The sequence below is a fragment of the Agrobacterium sp. genome, from assembly GCF_059499945.1.
In genome coordinates, this window is the sequence record NZ_JCABZP010000019.1 from 209,185 (window position 1) to 227,476 (window position 18,292).

The 18,292-nt window shown below is 59.7% G+C and carries 14 protein-coding genes; 6 read left to right on the forward strand and 8 right to left on the reverse strand.

Going from position 1 to position 18,292, the window contains the following annotated elements:
• Nucleotides 1-4: 4 nt before the first annotated feature.
• On the forward strand, nucleotides 5-1,519 hold the full coding sequence (gene betC, locus AC5I5B_RS22465; RefSeq protein WP_174054830.1) for a choline-sulfatase: 1,515 nt from the start codon (nucleotides 5-7) through the stop codon (nucleotides 1,517-1,519).
• A 15-nt stretch (nucleotides 1,520-1,534) separates the two neighbouring features.
• Here betC and AC5I5B_RS22470 read toward each other — a convergent pair whose 3' ends face one another.
• From AC5I5B_RS22470 to AC5I5B_RS22495, 6 genes are read right to left on the reverse strand one after another with little or no spacing between them, the layout of a single operon-like run.
• Complete coding sequence (locus AC5I5B_RS22470; protein WP_174054831.1) at nucleotides 1,535-2,428, reverse strand: carbohydrate kinase family protein; 894 nt, start codon at nucleotides 2,426-2,428, stop codon at nucleotides 1,535-1,537.
• Nucleotides 2,425-3,465: an ABC transporter ATP-binding protein gene (locus AC5I5B_RS22475; RefSeq protein ID WP_111781551.1), complete on the reverse strand. Its 1,041-nt coding sequence runs from the start codon at nucleotides 3,463-3,465 to the stop codon at nucleotides 2,425-2,427. The genes AC5I5B_RS22470 and AC5I5B_RS22475 overlap by 4 nt, the downstream gene beginning before the upstream one ends.
• Nucleotides 3,465-4,979: an argininosuccinate lyase gene (argH, locus tag AC5I5B_RS22480; RefSeq protein WP_174054832.1), complete on the reverse strand. Its 1,515-nt coding sequence runs from the start codon at nucleotides 4,977-4,979 to the stop codon at nucleotides 3,465-3,467. Before argH ends, AC5I5B_RS22475 begins: the two co-directional genes overlap by 1 nt.
• 4 nt (nucleotides 4,980-4,983) lie before the next feature.
• Entirely contained in the window at nucleotides 4,984-5,826 is an 843-nt protein-coding gene (locus tag AC5I5B_RS22485; protein ID WP_111781549.1) for a carbohydrate ABC transporter permease, read from the reverse strand.
• Nucleotides 5,823-6,764, reverse strand: a complete 942-nt coding sequence (locus AC5I5B_RS22490; RefSeq protein ID WP_060725579.1) for a carbohydrate ABC transporter permease — start codon at nucleotides 6,762-6,764, stop codon at nucleotides 5,823-5,825. Before AC5I5B_RS22490 ends, AC5I5B_RS22485 begins: the two co-directional genes overlap by 4 nt.
• Before the next feature lie 17 nt (nucleotides 6,765-6,781).
• Nucleotides 6,782-8,047 carry a sugar ABC transporter substrate-binding protein gene (locus AC5I5B_RS22495; protein ID WP_080867372.1) on the reverse strand — a complete coding sequence of 422 codons (1,266 nt, stop codon included), beginning with the start codon at nucleotides 8,045-8,047 and terminating at the stop codon, nucleotides 6,782-6,784.
• A 242-nt stretch (nucleotides 8,048-8,289) separates the two neighbouring features.
• On the opposite strand from AC5I5B_RS22495, the gene AC5I5B_RS22500 reads away from it, so the two are divergent.
• Genes AC5I5B_RS22500 through AC5I5B_RS22510 form a run of 3 tightly spaced genes read left to right on the forward strand, consistent with a single transcriptional unit; the run spans nucleotide 8,290 to nucleotide 12,846 of the window.
• On the forward strand, nucleotides 8,290-9,516 hold the full coding sequence (locus tag AC5I5B_RS22500; protein ID WP_112952626.1) for an ROK family transcriptional regulator: 1,227 nt from the start codon (nucleotides 8,290-8,292) through the stop codon (nucleotides 9,514-9,516).
• A gap of 19 nt (nucleotides 9,517-9,535) precedes the next feature.
• Nucleotides 9,536-11,938: a PIG-L family deacetylase gene (locus AC5I5B_RS22505; protein ID WP_495752845.1), complete on the forward strand. Its 2,403-nt coding sequence runs from the start codon at nucleotides 9,536-9,538 to the stop codon at nucleotides 11,936-11,938.
• Nucleotides 11,935-12,846 (forward strand): EamA family transporter, encoded by a 912-nt coding sequence (locus tag AC5I5B_RS22510; protein ID WP_174054834.1) that lies wholly within the window; start codon nucleotides 11,935-11,937, stop codon nucleotides 12,844-12,846. Before AC5I5B_RS22505 ends, AC5I5B_RS22510 begins: the two co-directional genes overlap by 4 nt.
• 16 nt (nucleotides 12,847-12,862) lie before the next feature.
• Here AC5I5B_RS22510 and AC5I5B_RS22515 read toward each other — a convergent pair whose 3' ends face one another.
• Both AC5I5B_RS22515 and AC5I5B_RS22520 read right to left on the reverse strand, forming a co-directional pair.
• Nucleotides 12,863-13,324 carry a hypothetical protein gene (locus AC5I5B_RS22515; RefSeq protein WP_003505634.1) on the reverse strand — a complete coding sequence of 154 codons (462 nt, stop codon included), beginning with the start codon at nucleotides 13,322-13,324 and terminating at the stop codon, nucleotides 12,863-12,865.
• A gap of 77 nt (nucleotides 13,325-13,401) precedes the next feature.
• Nucleotides 13,402-14,289: an AraC family transcriptional regulator gene (locus tag AC5I5B_RS22520; protein ID WP_112952632.1), complete on the reverse strand. Its 888-nt coding sequence runs from the start codon at nucleotides 14,287-14,289 to the stop codon at nucleotides 13,402-13,404.
• 198 nt (nucleotides 14,290-14,487) lie between these two features.
• Here AC5I5B_RS22520 and AC5I5B_RS22525 point away from each other — a divergent pair, with 198 nt between their 5' ends.
• A complete protein-coding gene (locus AC5I5B_RS22525; RefSeq protein WP_020009828.1) occupies nucleotides 14,488-15,954 on the forward strand; it encodes an alpha-glucosidase/alpha-galactosidase in 1,467 nt (488 codons plus the stop codon).
• A 107-nt stretch (nucleotides 15,955-16,061) separates the two neighbouring features.
• A complete protein-coding gene (locus AC5I5B_RS22530; protein ID WP_031234010.1) occupies nucleotides 16,062-18,149 on the forward strand; it encodes an ABC transporter substrate-binding protein in 2,088 nt (695 codons plus the stop codon).
• Nucleotides 18,150-18,292: the final 143 nt, after the last annotated feature.

Below are 18,292 nucleotides of genomic sequence, written 5' to 3' on the forward strand. Positions count from 1 at the left end.
CGAAATGCCGCGTCCCAATATCCTGATCCTGATGGCCGACCAGTTCAACGGGACGTTTTTTCCCGATGGTCCGGCCGATTTTATCCACGCACCACATCTGAAAGCACTGGCGGAGCGGTCTGTCCGCTTCGCCAACACTTACACGGCAAGCCCGCTCTGCGCGCCGGCTCGCGCTTCTTTCATGTCCGGACAATTGCCAAGCCGCACGCGGGTCTATGACAACGCCGCCGAATTCGCCTCCGATATTCCGACCTATGCGCACCATCTGCGGGCGGCCGGTTATTACACCGGCCTTTCAGGCAAGATGCATTTCGTCGGGCCCGACCAGCTGCATGGCTTCGAAGAGCGTCTGACGACGGATATCTATCCGGCGGATTTCGGCTGGACGCCTGATTATACCAAGCCCGGCGAGCGCATCGACTGGTGGTATCACAATCTCGGCTCCGTCACCGGTGCGGGTGTCGCCGAAATCACCAACCAGATGGAATATGATGACGAGGTGGCCTATCACGCCACCCGCAAGCTCTACGATCTGTCGCGCCGGCTTGATGACCGCCCCTGGTGCCTGACCGTCAGCTTCACCCATCCGCACGACCCCTATGTGGCGCGGCGCAAATTCTGGGATCTCTACGAGGATTGCCCGGCGCTTGATCCGCAGACATCGGCGATTGCCTTCGAGGAGCAGGATCCGCACTCGAAACGGTTGCTGGAAGCCTGTGATCATGAGGCTTTCGATATTTCGCCGGAGCAGATACGCCGGGCACGGCGCGGTTATTTCGCCAATATCTCCTATATCGACGAGAAGGTCGGCGAGATTCTCGACGTCCTGAAAGCGACGCGGATGGAGGAGGACACGATCATTCTCTTCCTGTCCGACCATGGCGACATGCTGGGCGAGCGTGGACTGTGGTTCAAGATGTGTTTCTTTGAAGGCTCCGCCCGCGTGCCGTTGATGATCGCCGCACCCGGCTGGCAGCCGGCCCTGATCGACACGCCCGCCTCGACGCTTGATGTCACGCCGACGCTCTGCGGTCTGGCTGGCCTCGATATCACCTCGCTCAAACGCTGGACGGATGGCGAGGATCTGGCGGCATTGGCTCACGGCACCGGCGAGCGTGGCCCGGTGCCGATGGAATATGCCGCCGAAGGCTCGATCGCGCCGCTCGTCGCCATCCGTGACGGCCGCTACAAGCTGTCGGTCTGCGAGGCTGATCCGCCGCTCCTCTATGATATCGAGGCGGACCCTGAGGAGCGGACGAACCTCGCGGTCAATCCTGAGTTCTCCGACGTGCTGTCATCACTTTCCAGCGAGATCGACCGGCGCTGGCAACTTTCCGTTTTCGACGCAGCGGTGCGGGAAAGCCAGGCGCGGCGCTGGGTGGTCTACAAGGCGTTGCGCAACGGCGCTTATTACCCGTGGGATTACCAGCCGCTACAAAAGGCTTCGGAACGCTATATGCGCAACCACATGGACCTCAACGTGCTGGAGGAAAACCAGCGTTTTCCGCGCGGGGAGTGATGCGGGCAGGGCGTCTCACGCGGCGGCGGTCACCTTCGGTGCACCGCCTGCCGCCTGCACGGCAAGACTGCCCGCTGCGATGCCGGCTTCGAGGCATTGCTGTTCGTCCTGACCCTGAAGCCATGTATCAAGAAAGCCGGCATTAAAGGCATCGCCTGCGCCGGTCGTATCGACCACCGGAACCTTCTGCGCCCCCCTGTGGTAAATCCCGGCGGCAGAGGATACCCATGCACCTTCGGCGCCGCCTTTGAGGGCGACGATCGGGAAAACATCCGCCAATGCCCGGATGGCTGTTTCCGGTTCCGAATGGCCCGTGATCGCTTCGGCTTCCTCGAGATTGGGCAAAAACACGTCAACGCCGGCGCAGGCCTCGAGCAGCCCCTTGTCGTAGATCAGCGAGGCATCCCAGCTCGGGTCGAGCGAGACGGACAATCCGCTTGCCTTGGCGCGCGCGACGAGATCGGGAATTTCGTGCAGAGTAGCGAATTCGGCGATGTGCAGATGCCGTGCTTTGTCCCACGCAAAGGCGGCATCCAGTGTCGAAGGCCGGGCGGCACCGGCGCGGCGCGTCAAAAATGCGCGGTCATGGCCAACCACTGTCGCCACCGTGACCTGCGGCCCCGCATCCGCTGAATGTTCCAAAAATTGCAGGTCCACACCGCTCTTTTGCATTTTCTCACCGATATCGCGCGAGAAGGTGTCGGTGCCGAGCCTTGCCAGCAGCGCAGCGGAACGGCCGATATGAGCGAAATGGGCAGCGGCAATGAAAGCCCCGCCGCCGGCGGCGATTTCCATGTCGCGGGCAAACAGTTCCCGGCCGAGCACCGGCAATTCGTCAAGCCCGGTGAAAATGAGGTCGCAATAGATGCGGCCAATGCTGATGACGGCTGATTTTTCTGTTGTCATCATGCGCGGCCCAGAAGCTTTTCCGTCTTCGCATCGAAAAGATAAAGCGCGCCTGTTTCCGCCCGGCATTGCAGCCGGCTGCCGACTGCCGGGATGGACTTGCCTCTCGCGGTGGCAATCACAGAGGTGGTGTCGGTATCCAGATGAACCAGTGTTTCCGGGCCAAGAGGCTCGACCGCGGTTACCGTTCCTTCAAGCTTGAACGTGCCCTGCGGCGCTTCGCTCTCGCCCACCAGCAGGTCGTGCGGCCGCACACCGATCAAAAACTCGCCCGTGGCGGAGGGCGTAACGCTGTTGGTTGTTTTGGTCCCTCGCAGGAGGTTCATCGAGGGGCTGCCGATAAAGCGGGCGGTAAACACATCGACGGGTGTTTCGTAGAGTTCAGTCGGCGTGCCGACCTGCAGGATATGGCCGTCCTTCATGACAACGATCCGGTCCGCCATGGTCATGGCTTCCACCTGATCGTGGGTAACGTAGACGGTTGTCGTCTTAAGACGTTGATGCAAGCGCTTGATTTCAATGCGCATCTGCGATCTCAGCTGGGCGTCGAGATTGGAGAGCGGCTCGTCGAAAAGAAAGGCTGCGGGATCGCGCACCATGGCACGGCCGATGGCGACGCGCTGCCGCTGGCCGCCAGACAAAGCCGCTGGCCGACGGTCGAGCAACGCCTCAAGCCCCAGTACCCGGCCGGCCTCTTCGATGCGCCGGTTCTTTTCCGCCTTGTCGAGCTTTGCGGTATAAAGCCCGAAGCCGATATTCTGGCGAACCGTCATATGCGGGTAGATCGCATAGTTCTGGAAGACCATGGCGATGTTGCGCTGTTTCGGTTCCTTCTCGTTGACGACGTTTCCGCCGATCTTCAGCGTGCCATCGGAAATTTCTTCGAGCCCTGCGATCATGCGCAGTGTCGTCGATTTTCCGCAGCCGGACGGGCCGACAAAAACGACGAATTCGCCGTCTTCAATGGCAAGGTCGATACCTTTGACCGCCTCCACCTTGCCGTAGCGCTTCACGAGTTGATTGAGTTCGATTGTCGCCATTATCGCGCTCCCGTCAGGGCAGTAAATTTCTCTGCAAGCTCGGCGGCCTTCGCCGCTTCGTGATCGGCGGATCGTTGCGCTTCCGCCTCGAATACACCAAGCTTGCCGCGATAGGCGGCAATCGCCTCCCGCATCGGTTCGGGGGCAGGGCCGCCGAAGCGGCTGCGCACCGCGACAAAGTGCTCCGGCGAGACGATCTGCCTGAACTTTTCTTCGCTGATGCCGGTTTTGCGCCCTGCCAGTTCCTCGAACGCGTTGAGGAACGGCTGGTAGCCGTCATTCGGCAGATCGCCCTTCAGCGCAACAACGCTTTTGGCGACGGTTGCGGCGATCTCGTGGGCCTGGCGGAATGACAGGTCCTCGATGCGGACAAGCGAATCCGCCAGTTCCGTGATGGTGATGCAGGAACGGCGAATATTCTGGTCGACCCTTTCCGGATCGATGCTGATCTGGCCGACGAGGCTGGCAAGCAGGTCGAGAACCCGGCCGGCCGAGGCGAAGGCCTCGTAACCCATGCCCTGCGTTTCGCCTTCGCTGTCGTTCATATCGGTAAAGGGCGTATTGTGCATCACGTCGAGCATGGTCCGCGCCCGGCCGAATGTCTGGCTGGCGAGGTGGCGCAGATGTTCTATCGGCACCGGGTTGCGTTTCTGCGGCATGATCGAGGAAATCTGCACCAGCGAATTCGGTACATAGATTTGCCCGACTTCAAAACTCGTCCAGAACTGGAAGTCCTGAATGAGCCTGCCGAGATGCAGGAACATTAGCTCGATCGCGCCATAGGTCGCCGTCGTATAGTCGACGGCGGCGATGCAGGAATAGGAATTGCGCAGCGGCGCGGCAAAACCGAGAAGCTCGGCGACGCGGGCGCGATCAATGGGAAAGCCGGAGGTGGTGATGGCGGCGGCGCCCATCGGTGAGAGATCGACGATACGGCGAGCTTCTGCGAAGCGGTCAATATCCCGAATGAGTACTTCTATGGCGGCGGAGAGATAATGGCCGAAGGTGGTGGGCTGGGCCGGCTGCCCATGCGTATAGGCCACAATCAGGGTGGATTGATTGCGCTCGGCGGCATCGATCAGCGCTTTCAGCAGAACACGCGCCTTGGCGGTGAGCGTGTCGATCTTTTCCTTGAGGCCGATCTTGAACAGGGTGTGATCGATATCGTTGCGCGAGCGGGCCGTGTGCAGGCGACCGGCGACATCGACGCCGATACGGGCCTTCAGTTCCTTTTCGATCAGGAAGAAGAAATCCTCGACATCGCCGGTATAGACCAGCTCCGATGGCTCGATGGTCCGGTCGATATCTTCGAGCGCGCCGGCGATTTTCGCCGCCGTTTCGGCGTCGAGAATTCCGGTTTCGCGTAGCATGACGAGATGCGCATGGTCGATGCGGCGAAACCCGTCGACATGGTGGTTCTTGGCGCCATCAAACAGCGGGCGCAGCACTGTTTCCTTGTAGACCGGATCGGGAAACTTGCTGGTATCGGACAGGCGCGGGTTGATATCGGCCATGATATTATCCTTTCAGACCCGCCAGCATCACACCGCGAACGATGTAGCGTTGCAGGACGATGAAGACGATAAGGGTGGGGATGGTCGCAATGGCAGCGCCCGTCATGATCATTTCCCACTGGATCTGCTGTTCCACCGCAAAGCTCGAAAGCCCGACCGGCAGCGTATAGAGCTCCTTGCTTGTCGTGACGATCAGCGGCCAGAAAAAGGCTGTCCAGTTGCCGAGGAAGGTGAAGATTGCGAGAGCGGAGAGCGCCGGCGTGACGAGCGGCAGGGCGACTTTCCACCAGATCTGAAACTCGTTGAGCCCATCGACGCGTGCGGCCTCGATGAAGTCGTTCGGAACCGTCTCGAAGAACTGCTTCATCAGGAAGGTGCCGAAGGCCGTCATCATTCCCGGGAACATGATGCCCCAGTAGCTGTCGAGCCAGCCCAGCTGGCTGGACATCAGATACCATGGAATGACAAGCATTTCCGTCGGAATCATCAGCGTCGACAGGATGGCGAGGAAGATGAAATAGCGGCCGCGGAACTCGAATTTCGCCAGCGTGTAGCCGACCAGACTGTCAAAAAAGCAGTTGGAAACGGTGACGATGACCGCAACCAGCATCGAGTTGAAGAACCAGCGCAGGAAACGGCCGTCGGCCATCACGGTGATGTAGTTCGCGAGCGTCGGCGCGGCCGGGATGAGCCTGAGATCATAGACCTGATCCGCCGTCTTGAACGAGGTCGAGAACATGAAGAGCAGCGGTGAGACCATGATAAGGCCGCCGATGAACAGCAGCGTCCAGGTGACGATGCGGCCGGGGCGGATGCGGGCGTGGGAGAGTGGCGACGCTTCGCTCATTTCTTTTCCCTCAGGACCCAGAGCTGGACCAGCGATACGACAAGAAGAATGGTGAACAGGACGACCGTCTGTGCGGCGGCATAACCCATCGCATAGGAATTGAACGCGGTCTGGTAGATCATCAGCACCAGCGGTTTGGTTGAGCCGAGCGGTCCGCCCGGATCATTGGTGGTCATGTTGTAGACCTGGTCGAAGATGCGCAGGAAGCCGATGGAGGAAAACACCACGAGGAAAACGGTGGTTGGTTTCAGGAGCGGCAGCGTGATCTTTCGAAGGATCGCCCATTCGCCGAGCCCGTCGATGCGGGCGGCTTCGTAGAATGTCGTCGGAATGGCGCGCAGGCCCGCCATGAAGATGATGATCTGGAAACCGAGCCCCGCCCAGATGGCTGTCACCATGACCGAATAAAGCGCCTGATCGGTGGAGCGGATGAAGGGCTGCTGAGGAATGCCGATCATGCCAAGCACATCGTTGATGATGCCGATCGGCGGCGGCTGGTAGAACCAGCGCCAGACCCAGGCCATGGCCGCTGCGGTCGTCAGATAGGGCAGGAAATAAAGGGCGCGGATGAAACCGTGCAGGATGCGGACCCGGTCAAGATAAAAGGCGATGACAAAAGCCAGCACCAGGCTGATCGGCGTGCCGACGATGAGATAGGTGAAGGTATTCTTGAACACCTTCCAGAATTGCGGGTCCTTGAACAGCTTGACGTAATTGGCGATGCCGATGAACTTTGCCGGCCGCAGAAGATCCCAGTTGGTGAAGGACAGATAGAAGGCCTGTAGCGTCGGGTAAAAACGGATGACGCTGTAGAAGAGGATCGGGATCGCCAGAAAGCTCCAGATCCACAAAAGCCGTTTCGTGCGCATGGAAAGGCGATCCCCGAAGGAGCCGCCGGGGCGGCCGGATGCCGCCCCCTGTTGATCTATCGCTGTCATGGTTGGACCTGCGGTTTTCAGGGTTTCGCCGCGTCGATGATTTCCTGCTCGGCCTCGGCGGCCTGCTTGATGGAATCTTCGACCGACTGGCCCTCGAGCAGGACGCGGTTGGTCATGTCGATGGCATTCTGCCGCTGGGCGGCCTCATCCATGAACAGCGTCGTGTGGGCGTATTCCAAGCCCTTCAGGAACGGCGCGTAGATCGGGTCCTTCAGGTTTTCTTCGGTCAGCGCCGCAGAGCGCCGCGCCGGGAGTTCACCCACCGTCTTCAGCCAGATCGCCATGGCTTCCGGCGAGGAGATATAGGCGAGGAACTTCTTGGAAGCCTCAAGTTCTTCACCCGTTGTCTTGGCGCTGATGCCATTGGCGAAGTAGCTGGCATAATTGGAGCGGATATTCTTGTCATTGGTGGGAAGTTCGGTCACGCCCCACTCGAAATCCTTGATGGTGCGGAACGAGCCCAGCCGGAAGGTGCCGTCAATGGTCATGCCGGCCTTGCCGGCGCGGAAGGCCGCCTGGCCCTCATCCATGAAACCCACTTGGCCGATCTTCTTTTCAAGCTGTAGGCTGGTGTAGAATTTCAGCGCCTGAATGCCCGGCTCGCTATTATAGGCGACCTTCTGGTCATTATCGGTATAGGGCTCACCGCCATATTGGCGAATGAGGACTTCACGCCACCACTGGTGGTCCTGGCCGCCCATGTCGAGTGTGGACCCGGCAACGGTGAGGTTTCCGGCGGCGTCGTGCTTGGCGATCTTTTCCGCGGCAGCGACGAATTCATCGAGCGTCTTCGGCGGATTGGCGGGATCGAGGCCCGCCTCGGTGAATAGCTTCTTGTTGTAGAATAGGGCGAGCGAACGAACCGCCGTCGGCAGGCCATAATAGTCGTCGCCGCGCTTCATGGCGCTGATGATGGGGAAAAACTCGTTTTCGATCTTGTCATGCGGGAAAGCGTCTGCTGGCAGCGGCTGCAAGATACCGCCGGCTGCGAACTTGTCCAGCCAGCCATAAAACAGCTGCATCACGTCAGGCCCCTTGCCGGACATGTTGGCGGCAATTACGCGGGTCTGGTAGTCGGCGTAAGGAAAGGTCACCTGCTTGACGGTGATGTCAGGGTTGGCCTTCTGAAACTCCGCGATCAGCTCGTCCATGGCTTTCACGCGTGTGTCGAAGACATATTGCCAATATTCGATTTCAACCGCCTGCGCGGCGTTGAATGCAAATGTGCTGAAACCGGCAACCAAGCCGGCGAACAGAGTTGCCCTGCGCATGTAAGCCTCCATTTCCTCCGTCCGGTCTTCCGGATGCGGAGTGATCGTTCCCTTTATCCGCGCTTTCGCGCGCACTCATCGATTTGCCGGCAGCGGAGTTTCCTCTTCCGCCCCAAACAAGCCTGACCCCCGGTCGCCCTCTACGGTTCTCTGAAGGCGTGCGTTTGTCAATAAGATAATTTACTTGAATTATTATATTGCGCTTATCGTCAATTCGACGCTATGAATTTTCTAACAGACGGGAAGTTGAAGAGATGACGGTGCACACGGTGGACGATTATCCCGTAGCAATCGGAAAAAATCCTGAGCGGAGCCGCGAACATAACCGGCGAGTCGTTCTAGACATTGTCCGGCGGCACGGATCGCTCGGTCGCGCCCAGATTGCCAAGATCACGCATCTGACACCGCAGGCGGTCGCCAATATCGTTGATGAACTGATGGGCGAGGAATTACTGAAGGAGCTTGGCCGTCGTCGCACGGGTCGGGGCCAGCCGCCGATCCAGTTCGCCGTCAACCCGGATGGTGGTGCGACGATCGGTGTAGAAATCGCCGCCGACCATATGGTCACCGTCGGCCTCGATCTTGCCGGCGTGTTGCGCACCCATCGTGTTACCCCTCTCAAGGACACGACACCGGACGCCATATTCAAGACCTTTGCCGCCGAGCATGCCGCTGTTGCGAATAATCTCGGCTGCAGGCTGCTTGGCACCGGGGTCGTCATGCCCGGTCCCTTCGAGATTGATGGCATGACCTCCGTGGGACCGACGACGCTTTCCGGCTGGGGCGGCATCGATGCCCGGCAGATGCTGGGCGAAGCCTGCGGTCAGCCGGTCGTTGTCGAAAACGATGCGACTGCGGCAGCGGTCGGGGAACGGCTGTTCGGTGCGGGGCTGGCCATCCCGAATTTCTGCATGATCTATTTCGGCGTCGGTATCGGCCTCGGCATCATTCAGGATGGCGCGCCTTATCGCGGTGCGTTCGGAAATGCCGGCGAAATCGGCCATGTGACCGTTTCACCGAAGGGAAGGCCTTGCCCCTCCTGCGGGCAAAGAGGGTGCCTGGAGGCCTATGCCTCGGTCTATGTGCTGAAGGAAAAGCTTGTCTGCGCCGGTGTCGCGGATACGGAACTTGATGATCTGGAAGCCCTGTTCAGGGCTGGCAATCCGGTGGTGATGGAATGGATAGAGGAGGCAGCCGTCCATCTCGCGCCCATGGTTGCGATGCTTGAGAATATTCTTGATCCCCAGACGGTCATTCTCGGCGGCGCGTTGCCGGAAATCATCATCAGCGAGATCATTGCGCGGATGGGGCCTTTGCCGACGTCGGTTGCAAGCCGGCGGCAACGGGAGCTGCCACGGGTCATCCACGGCAAGTCCGGGCAATTGACTGCGGCGCTCGGGGCCGCCGCCTTGCCGCTGTTCGACATCGTCACACCGAAACTCGAGACATCCCTGGGAGCCGCAGCGCAGGCACCCGGCTGAATATTGGAGGAGACCGCCCATGCTTAACCCCCGGGAGCGCATCGAACGGCAGATGGCCGATCCGTGGCTCATTCGCCTGCATCGCAAGCTGAGCGCACTGAAATCCACCGTGACCGTCATGCATACCGGCGCGCATCCGGATGACGAGCAGAACGGGTTGCTTGCCTATTTCCGCATGGAGCTGGGCATGCGGATCATCATCGCCTGCTCCACACGCGGTGAGGGCGGGCAGAATGCGCTGGGGCCGGAACGGCTGGGCGCGCTTGGCGTCATCCGGTCGCGGGAGCTGGAGGAGGCTGCGCGCGTCATCGATGCTGATATCAGCTGGCTCGGCCATGGCCCGGCGGATATTATTCACGACTTCGGTTTTTCCAAGGATGGCGACCAGACCTTTAACCGCTGGGGGCAGCAGCGCATTGTCGAACGGCTGGTGCGGGCCTACCGCAAGGAGCGGCCCGATATAGTCATTCCGACATTTCTCGATGTGCCGGGACAGCACGGGCACCACCGCGCCATGACGCGGGCGGCGAAAAGCGCGATCACGCTGGCCGCCGACGCCGCCGCCTATCCCGAGCATTTCGCCGAGGGGCTGAAACCGTGGCAGGTGGCCAAATATTACCTTCCCGCATGGTCGGGCGGTGGCGACACCTATGATGACGAAGTGCCTCCGCCGGAAACGACGCTGATAGTCAATGCTCCGGGTAGGGAGGAGGCCACAGGTGCGCAATATGACCGCATCGGCGAATGGTCGCGTTATTATCACGCCTCGCAGGGAATGGGGCATTGGCCGAAGCGGGCGCAGGAGGTCTGGCCGCTGCATCTGGAACTCGCCAGTGAAGCGGCGGGCGAAGAGCACTCGATCCTCGACAGCCTGCCGTCTTCCCTGTCGGACCTTGCGGCTTTCCCCGGGCTGGATGCGGAATTGGCAAAGGCGCTGGTCAAGGCGGAACAGGCGATAAGCGAAGCAATCTCGGCCTTTCCCGACAGGGAGCGGATCACGGCGTTGCTTCTTGCGGCGGCGGCGCTTTTGCAGAAGGTTGACGAGGCCGCAGCTGCGGATTTCAAGGGGCTGCACGGCCATCGGATCGGGCGCAAGCGGGCGCAGGTCGACGCCGCTATCCTGACGGCGCTCGATGTTTTCGAGCGGGCCTATGCCGAGCCGGCGGAGATCGTTCCGGGTGGAACATCGGTTCTTTCCGTGGAGCTTTCAGACAAGGCGGCTGAACTTGATGTCGAGGTCACGCCGGTCCTGCCATCAGGTGTGTCGTCATCCATTCAGTCGCGTGGCGAGACGCTGGTCTTTTCGCTTGCTGCCGATAAGGATTCTGCTGTTTCGGGACTTTATCAGCCCGAATGGAAAGCATTGGGCGGCAATGGCCATGCCTATGTGCTGCTTTCCGCAACGGTTGAAGGCAGAAAGGTCTCGGCCGCCTTCGATCTGGAGGAGCCGTTTTTCGTAACGCCCGCGCAGTCGCTGACGATCGCGCCGGATGCCCTTCTGGTTCCGCTTGGAAAGGGGCAGGACGTCCATGTCTTTCAGGCCCATGTAAAGGGCGCCGATGCGGCGCTGTCATTCAGGAATACGGGCGGCTGGAACCTGCGCAGAAACGGCGGTGACTGGATTGCGGAACGCACCGGCGATGCGAAGGCAGGCCTTGCCCAGATCGAAGCGCTTGTCGGTTCGCAACCCGCTTTCCAGATCACGCCCATCGCCTATCCGCATATCGGCAGGGCAAGGTTTCTGGCGCCGTCCGTTTTGAAAATCCTGTCACTGGACCTCAAGCTGCCCGAGGGCGCACGCGTCGGTTATGTCGGTGGCGGTGCCGACAGGGTGGGTCTTTGGCTGTCGCGCATGGGTCTTGATGTCACCGAACTCGATGCCCAGGCGCTGGGCGGTGACCTGTCGTCCTTCACAACGATCGTTATCGGCATCTTTGCCTTCGGCATCCGCAAGGATCTGGCCGCTGCAACGGAAAGGCTTCACCGTTTCGTCGAGGATGGCGGCCATCTCGTCACGCTCTATCACCGGCCGACCGATGGATGGAATCCGGAGACGACGCCTGTGAGGCGGCTTGAGATCGGCAAACCTTCCTTGCGCTGGCGTGTGACCGACCCGCAGGCTGAGGTAACGGTGCTGGCGCCCGAACATCCGCTGCTTGCCGGCCCCAACAGGATCGATGCTGCTGACTGGGCGGGCTGGGACAAGGAACGCGGGCTCTATTTCGCCGCGCGCTGGGATGATGTCTACGAGCCCTTGCTCGCCATGCATGATGTCGATGAACAGCCGCTCAAGGGTGCGCTGGTTTCGGGTGTCATCGGCAAGGGCCGGCATACCCATACCAGCCTCGTGCTGCACCACCAGATGGACAAGCTTGTGCCCGGGGCCTTCCGCCTCATGGCCAATCTTGTGCAGCCGGCGTGAATGGCGACACCCAGAGCGAAGAACAGCAAAACCCGCGCGAGACGGATACGCGCGCGGGCATTGGCTGGTTGTTGCTGGACATGACCCTTGTTGCGGGTGGAATGACTGCGCTCGTCAAGGCGCAGGGCGTCACCTATCCCGCCTTCCAGCTGGTCTTTATCAGGGCGATGATCGGTTTGATGTTCATCCTGCCGCTCATCTGGCGGCACAGGGGGGAAATGCTGCGCGTCAAATATCCCTGGCGCAATATTTTCCGCATCTGCTGCAACGCCATCGCACTCACCAGCAATTTCATCGCCATCACCCTTTTGCCGCTTGCAACCGTCAATGCCGTCGGTTTCTCCCGGCCATTGGTGACGATGGCGATGGCCGTCGCCTTTCTTGGCGAAAGCGTGAGCCGTTTTCGCTGGACGGGTGCCTGTCTTGCATTTGTAGGCGTTCTGGTCGTCATCGGGCCGGGCGGCACGGAGTTTGGCGCGGGTGTGATTGTTGTTCTGGTGTCGGTGGTGTTCGGGGCGTTTGCGGTGATCCAGACCCGCGCGCTGCGGCAGGAGAACACCACGGTCATGATGGTGTTCTACACGGTGGGCCTTGCCGTCATTACCGCCGTTCCGGCAATCTGGACATGGAAGCCGGTTGCGTCATTTGACTGGGTTCCGCTGCTCGGCATCGGATTGCTGGCGCAGATGGGGCAATATTGCTTCCTGCGGGCCTATCGTGTCGCGGATGCAAGCGTCCTTGCGCCTGTCAGCTATCTGTCGATCCTGTTTGTGATCGCTGTCGGATATTTTCTGTTCGATGAAGTGCCTGAAGCCCGCGTGGTGTTCGGCATCGTCATTATTCTCGTTTCGCTGCAATCGACTGCCCTTGCGGAATATCTGCTGAAAAAGCTGCGCCGCAAAGGCTGACGGTTGCGCTCTATCTCTATTGCGCAAGGACCCGGAGCCGGATCCAGTTCAGCGCCGCAAGTTTGAAGCGGTCGTAAAACGAACGTGCGAAACGCACATAGCGCATGATCCATGCGAGCCAGCCATAGGTGAGAAGCTTTTCCCGGCCCGCATGATAGATGCGCTCGACAATCAGGAAGGTGGAAAGGTGGGCAAGGATCGTCAGAACCAGACCCGACTTGAAGGCGCCATGGGCAATGAGGACGAGGCCGACGATCTTCATCGGTTCGGCAATCGCAAAGGGAACGGCAAGACAGAGGAGAATGGCAAGGCGCGGCAGTCGCTCGATGCGGCTTTCCAGCCGCTGGATAAATGTCAGGTTCGATATGGCCCTGATGACCGGCCGGTAGAGCGGGCGGAAAATGCCGTCGAGAACAAGGGCGAAAATTATGATTGCCCTGATCGGAAAGACGAGGATCGTCCGGATTTTACTGTTCACCTCGATCAGTCTCCAAAAAGGGCGTAATGCCTATCCTTAATCGCCTGAAACATGTCAAAACCAAGTCGCATTTTCTGTCAGTTCTGCCGAACGCTGGCATACATGCCGGTGGTGCGAAATTCGCTCGGGTTGGTGCCGTAGAGCCTGCGGAAGACCTTGGAGAAATAATTCGGATCCTCGAAGCCGCAAAGCACGGACACTTCCTTGATGGGAATGTTCGCAGCCGAGGTGAGAAGCTTGGCTGCGCGGCGCAGGCGTCGTTGCAGCACAAATTCCGCTGGTGACAGGCCTTCGCTTGCTGTGAAAATACGGGAGAAATGCGCACGGCTCAAACCCGCCACATCAGCAAGGTCGCTGACCGAAAGCCGTTCACCGAGATGGCTGTCTATGTAGCTCAGCACCTGCTGCATCGTGCGATACTCGCCACCAAAGGAAGGGTGCGAACCGAAGACATCATCATAAAGCGTCATCGCCGCCTCATAAGCGACGGCTGAGGCGGCACCTGGTGTTTCCGCGCCATTGACGAGACGTGAGCAGCATTCGGCGAGGTGATCCACCGTCTCGGGCTTGAGTTTGAAGATCGGCCCGGTGACGGAGAGGATATTGCGGTGAATGCGCAACGCTTCCTCGCCATTCATGGAAATCCAGAAGAATTCCCATTCCTTGCCTTCTTCCAACCAGTAGCGGTGATTGTGGGGAATGAGCAGCAGCAGGGTTTCGCCCGGCCTCACCACATAGTGGCGGTTCTCGTAACGGAGGTTGCCCTGTCCGGCGATGCAATATTGCAGCACGGTGAAAGGCGTCTGGCCACGCTTGCGCCCGTCCCAGTCGTAATTGCCACTGCTGCGGATTTCATAACCGCTGCTGGTCGGCATGGTGTGCAGCGTCTGGCGGCCGCGCGGCAGCGAGACGGTTCGCATGCATGGCCCCTGATCGATCAAATCCTGCAGCACAAAATTACCCATGAAAGCATAATCCTTCTCTGGTTCTATCGAACTTTATACGCATAATCCCGATCCGAGGAGACAGCCAGCGGGATATTGTTGCTGAAAAATTGGGATGAAGGCCGGTTTTCCGGGATTTCTTACGGGTATTTTTCTGCAGCGCCATTTCATGATCCTTCGGCCCGTTTCACCCGTTCGATTTGCAACAGAGGTGGCGTCATGAGTTTCAAAATCGCTATTATTGGCGCAGGCAGCGTCGGTTTCACGAAAAAACTGTTCACCGATCTCCTGTGCGTGCCGGAGTTTCGCGACATCGAAGTCGCGCTGACGGATATCAGCCAGCACAATCTGGATATGATCAGGGCGATCCTCGACAAGGTCGTTGAGGCCAATGGTTTTCCCGTAAAGGTGACCGCGCATACGGACCGCCGCCGGGCGCTGGAGGGCGCGAAATATATCATCAGCTGCGTGCGGGTCGGTGGGCTCGAAGCCTATGCCGACGACATCCGCATTCCGCTGAAATACGGCATCGACCAGTGTGTGGGCGATACCATCTGCGCCGGCGGCATTCTCTATGGTCAGCGCAACATTCCGGTCATTCTCGATTTCTGCAAGGATATACGCGAAGTCGCAGCACCGGGTGCGAAATTCCTGAACTACGCCAACCCCATGGCCATGAATACCTGGGCGGCCATCGAATACGGCAAGGTGGATACGGTCGGCCTCTGCCACGGCGTGCAGCATGGCGCGGAACAGATCGCCGAAATCCTCGGTGCGAAATCCCCCTCCGAACTCGATTACATCTGCTCGGGCATCAACCACCAGACATGGTTCATCGATCTGAGGCTTAACGGCCGCAAGATCGGCAAGGATGAGCTGGTCGCGGCCTTCGAAGCGCATCCGGTCTTTTCGCAGCAGGAGAAGCTGCGCATCGACGTGCTGAAGCGTTTCGGCGTCTATTCGACCGAAAGCAACGGCCATCTCTCCGAATATCTGCCGTGGTATCGCAAGCGCCCGGATGAAATCTCCCGCTGGATTGACATGTCCGACTGGATTCACGGCGAAACCGGCGGTTATCTGCGTCACTCCACCGAGACGCGCAACTGGTTCGAAACGGAGTTTCCGCAGTTCCTCGCCTCAGCCGCCAAGCCGATCGATCCGGCCAAGCGCTCCAATGAACACGCAAGCCATATTCTGGAAGCGCTGGAGACGGGACGGGTCTATCGCGGCCATTTCAACGTCAAGAACAATGGCGTCATCAGCAATCTGCCGGCGGATGCCATCATCGAATCGCCCGGCTTTGTCGACCGTTTCGGCATCAACATGGTCTCGGGCGTAACATTGCCGGAAGCCTGTGCAGCCACCTGCATGGCCTCCATCAATGTGCAGCGCATGTCTGTCCATGCGGCGGTGAGCGGCGATATCGATCTTTTGAAGCTCGCCGTGCTGCATGACCCGCTGGTGGGCGCCGTCGCCACGCCGGAGGAGGTCTGGCAGATGGTGGACGAGATGGTTGTCGCGCAAGCGCGCTGGCTGCCGCAATATGCCGATGCCGTACCAGCGGCGAAGGAGCGGCTTGCGACATCGAGCGTCAAGACCCGCGACTGGGCCGGCGCCGCACGCCGCAACGTGCGTTCCATCGAGGAATTGCGCGCCGAGAAATCGGCGCTGAAAAAGGCTGTTTGAGGAAAAGACATGGGAACAGGTCTGGCGGCGGAAGGGAGTCCGCCGCCACGACCGGAACGATCACAGAGGGTGGGCGGTCGAAGAGCTGCCATTTGGGAGGAATGACGATGTTACTTCAACGCAAGATCGGTATCATCTCGGCACTGGGGCTCAGTGTTTCGATGATCGCACTCAATGCGAATGCCTTCGAGACCACCACACCGCCCGAGCCGCCGCAATTTCCGGCCGAAGGCAAGATCAATTACGTGGCGCGCGACTCGATCCTCGAATTCAAGGCGCTGCCTGATTACAGCGAGCCGGACTGGGTCAGCGAGAAATTCGAAAAGACCGGCAAGCTGCCGCCGCTGAAGGAACGCCTGCCGGAAGAACCACTCGTCTACAAGACCGGCAACATGCCTGACGGTATGGGCGTTTATGGCGATACCATGCGCCATGTGGTCGGCGGCCGGCCGGAGGGCTGGAACTATATTGCCGGCCAGAGCCAGGGCTGGGGCGGCATCGATATCGCCCTTTCCGAATGCCTGACGCGTACCGCGCCGCTTTTCCAGGTGGATGCCAAGGATACCGAGCCGCTGCCCAATCTGGCGAAAAGCTGGGAATGGTCTGAAGACGGCCACAAGCTCACGATGCATCTCGTCAAGGGGGCCAAATGGTCGGACGGTGAACCCTTCAACGCCGATGATGTGATATTCTATTGGGAAGATGCCGTCATCGACCCCAATGTTTCACCGCTTGGCGGCGGCGCCTCGCCGGAGGCTTTCGGTGAGGGAACGACGCTGAAGAAGGTCGATGATTACACCGTCCAATGGACCTTCAAGGCTGCCTTTCCCAAGCAATATCTCTACACCATGGCCTATCCGAGCTTCTGCCCCGGGCCGTCGCATATTCTGAAGCCCCAGCATCCGAAATATTCCAAGAACACCTATAACCAGTTCAAGAACGCTTTCCCGCCTGAGTATATGAACATGCCGGTCATGGGCGCATGGGTGCCTGTGTCATATCGGCCGGACGATCTCATCGTGCTGCGGCGCAACCCCTATTACTGGAAGGTCGATGAAAAGGGCCAGCAGCTGCCCTATCTCAACGAGGTCCACTACAAGCTTTCCACCTGGGCGGACCGCGATGTGCAGGCCGTTGCGGGCTCGGGCGATTTCTCCAATCTTGAACAGCCGGAGAATTTCGTCGCATCACTGAAACGCGCCGCAGATCCCAATGCGCCGGCCCGCCTTGCCTTTGGGCCGCGCCTCATCGGCTATAATCTGCAGATGAACTTTTCCGCCAATGGCTGGGGCAATCCGGATGAGCGCGGACAGGCCATCCGTGAGCTGAACCGCAATGAGGTATTTCGCCAGGCGGTCACTTCCGCTCTCGATCGAAAGGCGATCGGCGACTCGCTTGTGAAGGGGCCTTTCACGGCGATCTATCCGGGCGGCATTTCGTCTGGCACCAGCTTCTATGATCGCGCCTCCACGGTCTATTACCCCTTCAACCTCGAAGCCGCCAAGGCCTCGCTCGCCTCAATCGGCCTGAAGGACACCGATGGCGATGGGTTTCTGAATTTCCCCAAGGAAACGCTCGGCGGCCGCAATGTCGAGATCACCCTTCTCGTCAATAACGGCTACGCGACGGACAAGAGCCTTGCGGAAGGTCTCGTTGGCCAGATGGCGAAACTCGGCCTGCGCGTCGTCATCAACAGCCTCGATTCCAACCAGCGCGATGCCGCCCATTATGGCGGGCAGTTCGACTGGCTGGTGCGCCGCAACTCCACCGAGCTTTCCTCCGTGGTGCAGAATACCGAGCAGCTGGCACCCGTCGGCCCCCGCACAAGCTGGAACCACCGCTCGCCCGAGGGCAAGGAGCTGGATCTGATGCCGTTCGAGAAAGAGATGGCCGATCTGGTCCGCAAGTTCATTTCCTCGCAGGACAATGCCGAGCGGGCGGAACTGATGAAGCAATATCAGAAGGTCTATACGCAGAACCTCTATACGATTGGCCTCACCGAATATCCCGGCGCGCTCATCGTCAACAAGCGGTTCTCCAACGTGCCGCAGGGTACGCCGATCTTCATGTTCAACTGGGCCGAAGATTCCATCATCCGTGAACGCCTGTGGGTCGCAGCCGACAAGCAGGGCAAATACGAACTCTTCCCGCAGCAGCTTCCCGGCAAGCCGGGTGAGGGCGGGCCGATTAACTAAAGCATTTCCAGGAAAACTGGACGCCGGTTTCCCGTCCGGAAATGCGAATACCTTGAAGTACTCCTCCCGGAGCACACCCGGTACCGGTCGCGCGTGAAGCGCGGCCGGAGGCACCCGGCGGACCGCTGTCCATCACGGCCCGC

What these genes read in the sequence shown, in the direction of transcription:
- AC5I5B_RS22505 (WP_495752845.1), top strand. Translation starts at nt 9,536, where the DNA reads ATGCTTAACCCCCGGGAGCGCATCGAACGGCAGATGGCCGATCCGTGG.
- AC5I5B_RS22470 (WP_174054831.1), bottom strand. Translation starts at nt 2,428, where the DNA reads ATGATGACAACAGAAAAATCAGCCGTCATCAGCATTGGCCGCATCTAT.
- AC5I5B_RS22525 (WP_020009828.1), top strand. Translation starts at nt 14,488, where the DNA reads ATGAGTTTCAAAATCGCTATTATTGGCGCAGGCAGCGTCGGTTTCACG.
- AC5I5B_RS22500 (WP_112952626.1), top strand. Translation starts at nt 8,290, where the DNA reads ATGACGGTGCACACGGTGGACGATTATCCCGTAGCAATCGGAAAAAAT.
- AC5I5B_RS22530 (WP_031234010.1), top strand. Translation starts at nt 16,062, where the DNA reads ATGTTACTTCAACGCAAGATCGGTATCATCTCGGCACTGGGGCTCAGT.
- argH (WP_174054832.1), bottom strand. Translation starts at nt 4,979, where the DNA reads ATGGCCGATATCAACCCGCGCCTGTCCGATACCAGCAAGTTTCCCGAT.
- AC5I5B_RS22495 (WP_080867372.1), bottom strand. Translation starts at nt 8,047, where the DNA reads ATGGAGGCTTACATGCGCAGGGCAACTCTGTTCGCCGGCTTGGTTGCC.
- AC5I5B_RS22485 (WP_111781549.1), bottom strand. Translation starts at nt 5,826, where the DNA reads ATGAGCGAAGCGTCGCCACTCTCCCACGCCCGCATCCGCCCCGGCCGC.
- AC5I5B_RS22490 (WP_060725579.1), bottom strand. Translation starts at nt 6,764, where the DNA reads ATGACAGCGATAGATCAACAGGGGGCGGCATCCGGCCGCCCCGGCGGC.
- AC5I5B_RS22520 (WP_112952632.1), bottom strand. Translation starts at nt 14,289, where the DNA reads ATGGGTAATTTTGTGCTGCAGGATTTGATCGATCAGGGGCCATGCATG.
- betC (WP_174054830.1), top strand. Translation starts at nt 5, where the DNA reads ATGCCGCGTCCCAATATCCTGATCCTGATGGCCGACCAGTTCAACGGG.
- AC5I5B_RS22475 (WP_111781551.1), bottom strand. Translation starts at nt 3,465, where the DNA reads ATGGCGACAATCGAACTCAATCAACTCGTGAAGCGCTACGGCAAGGTG.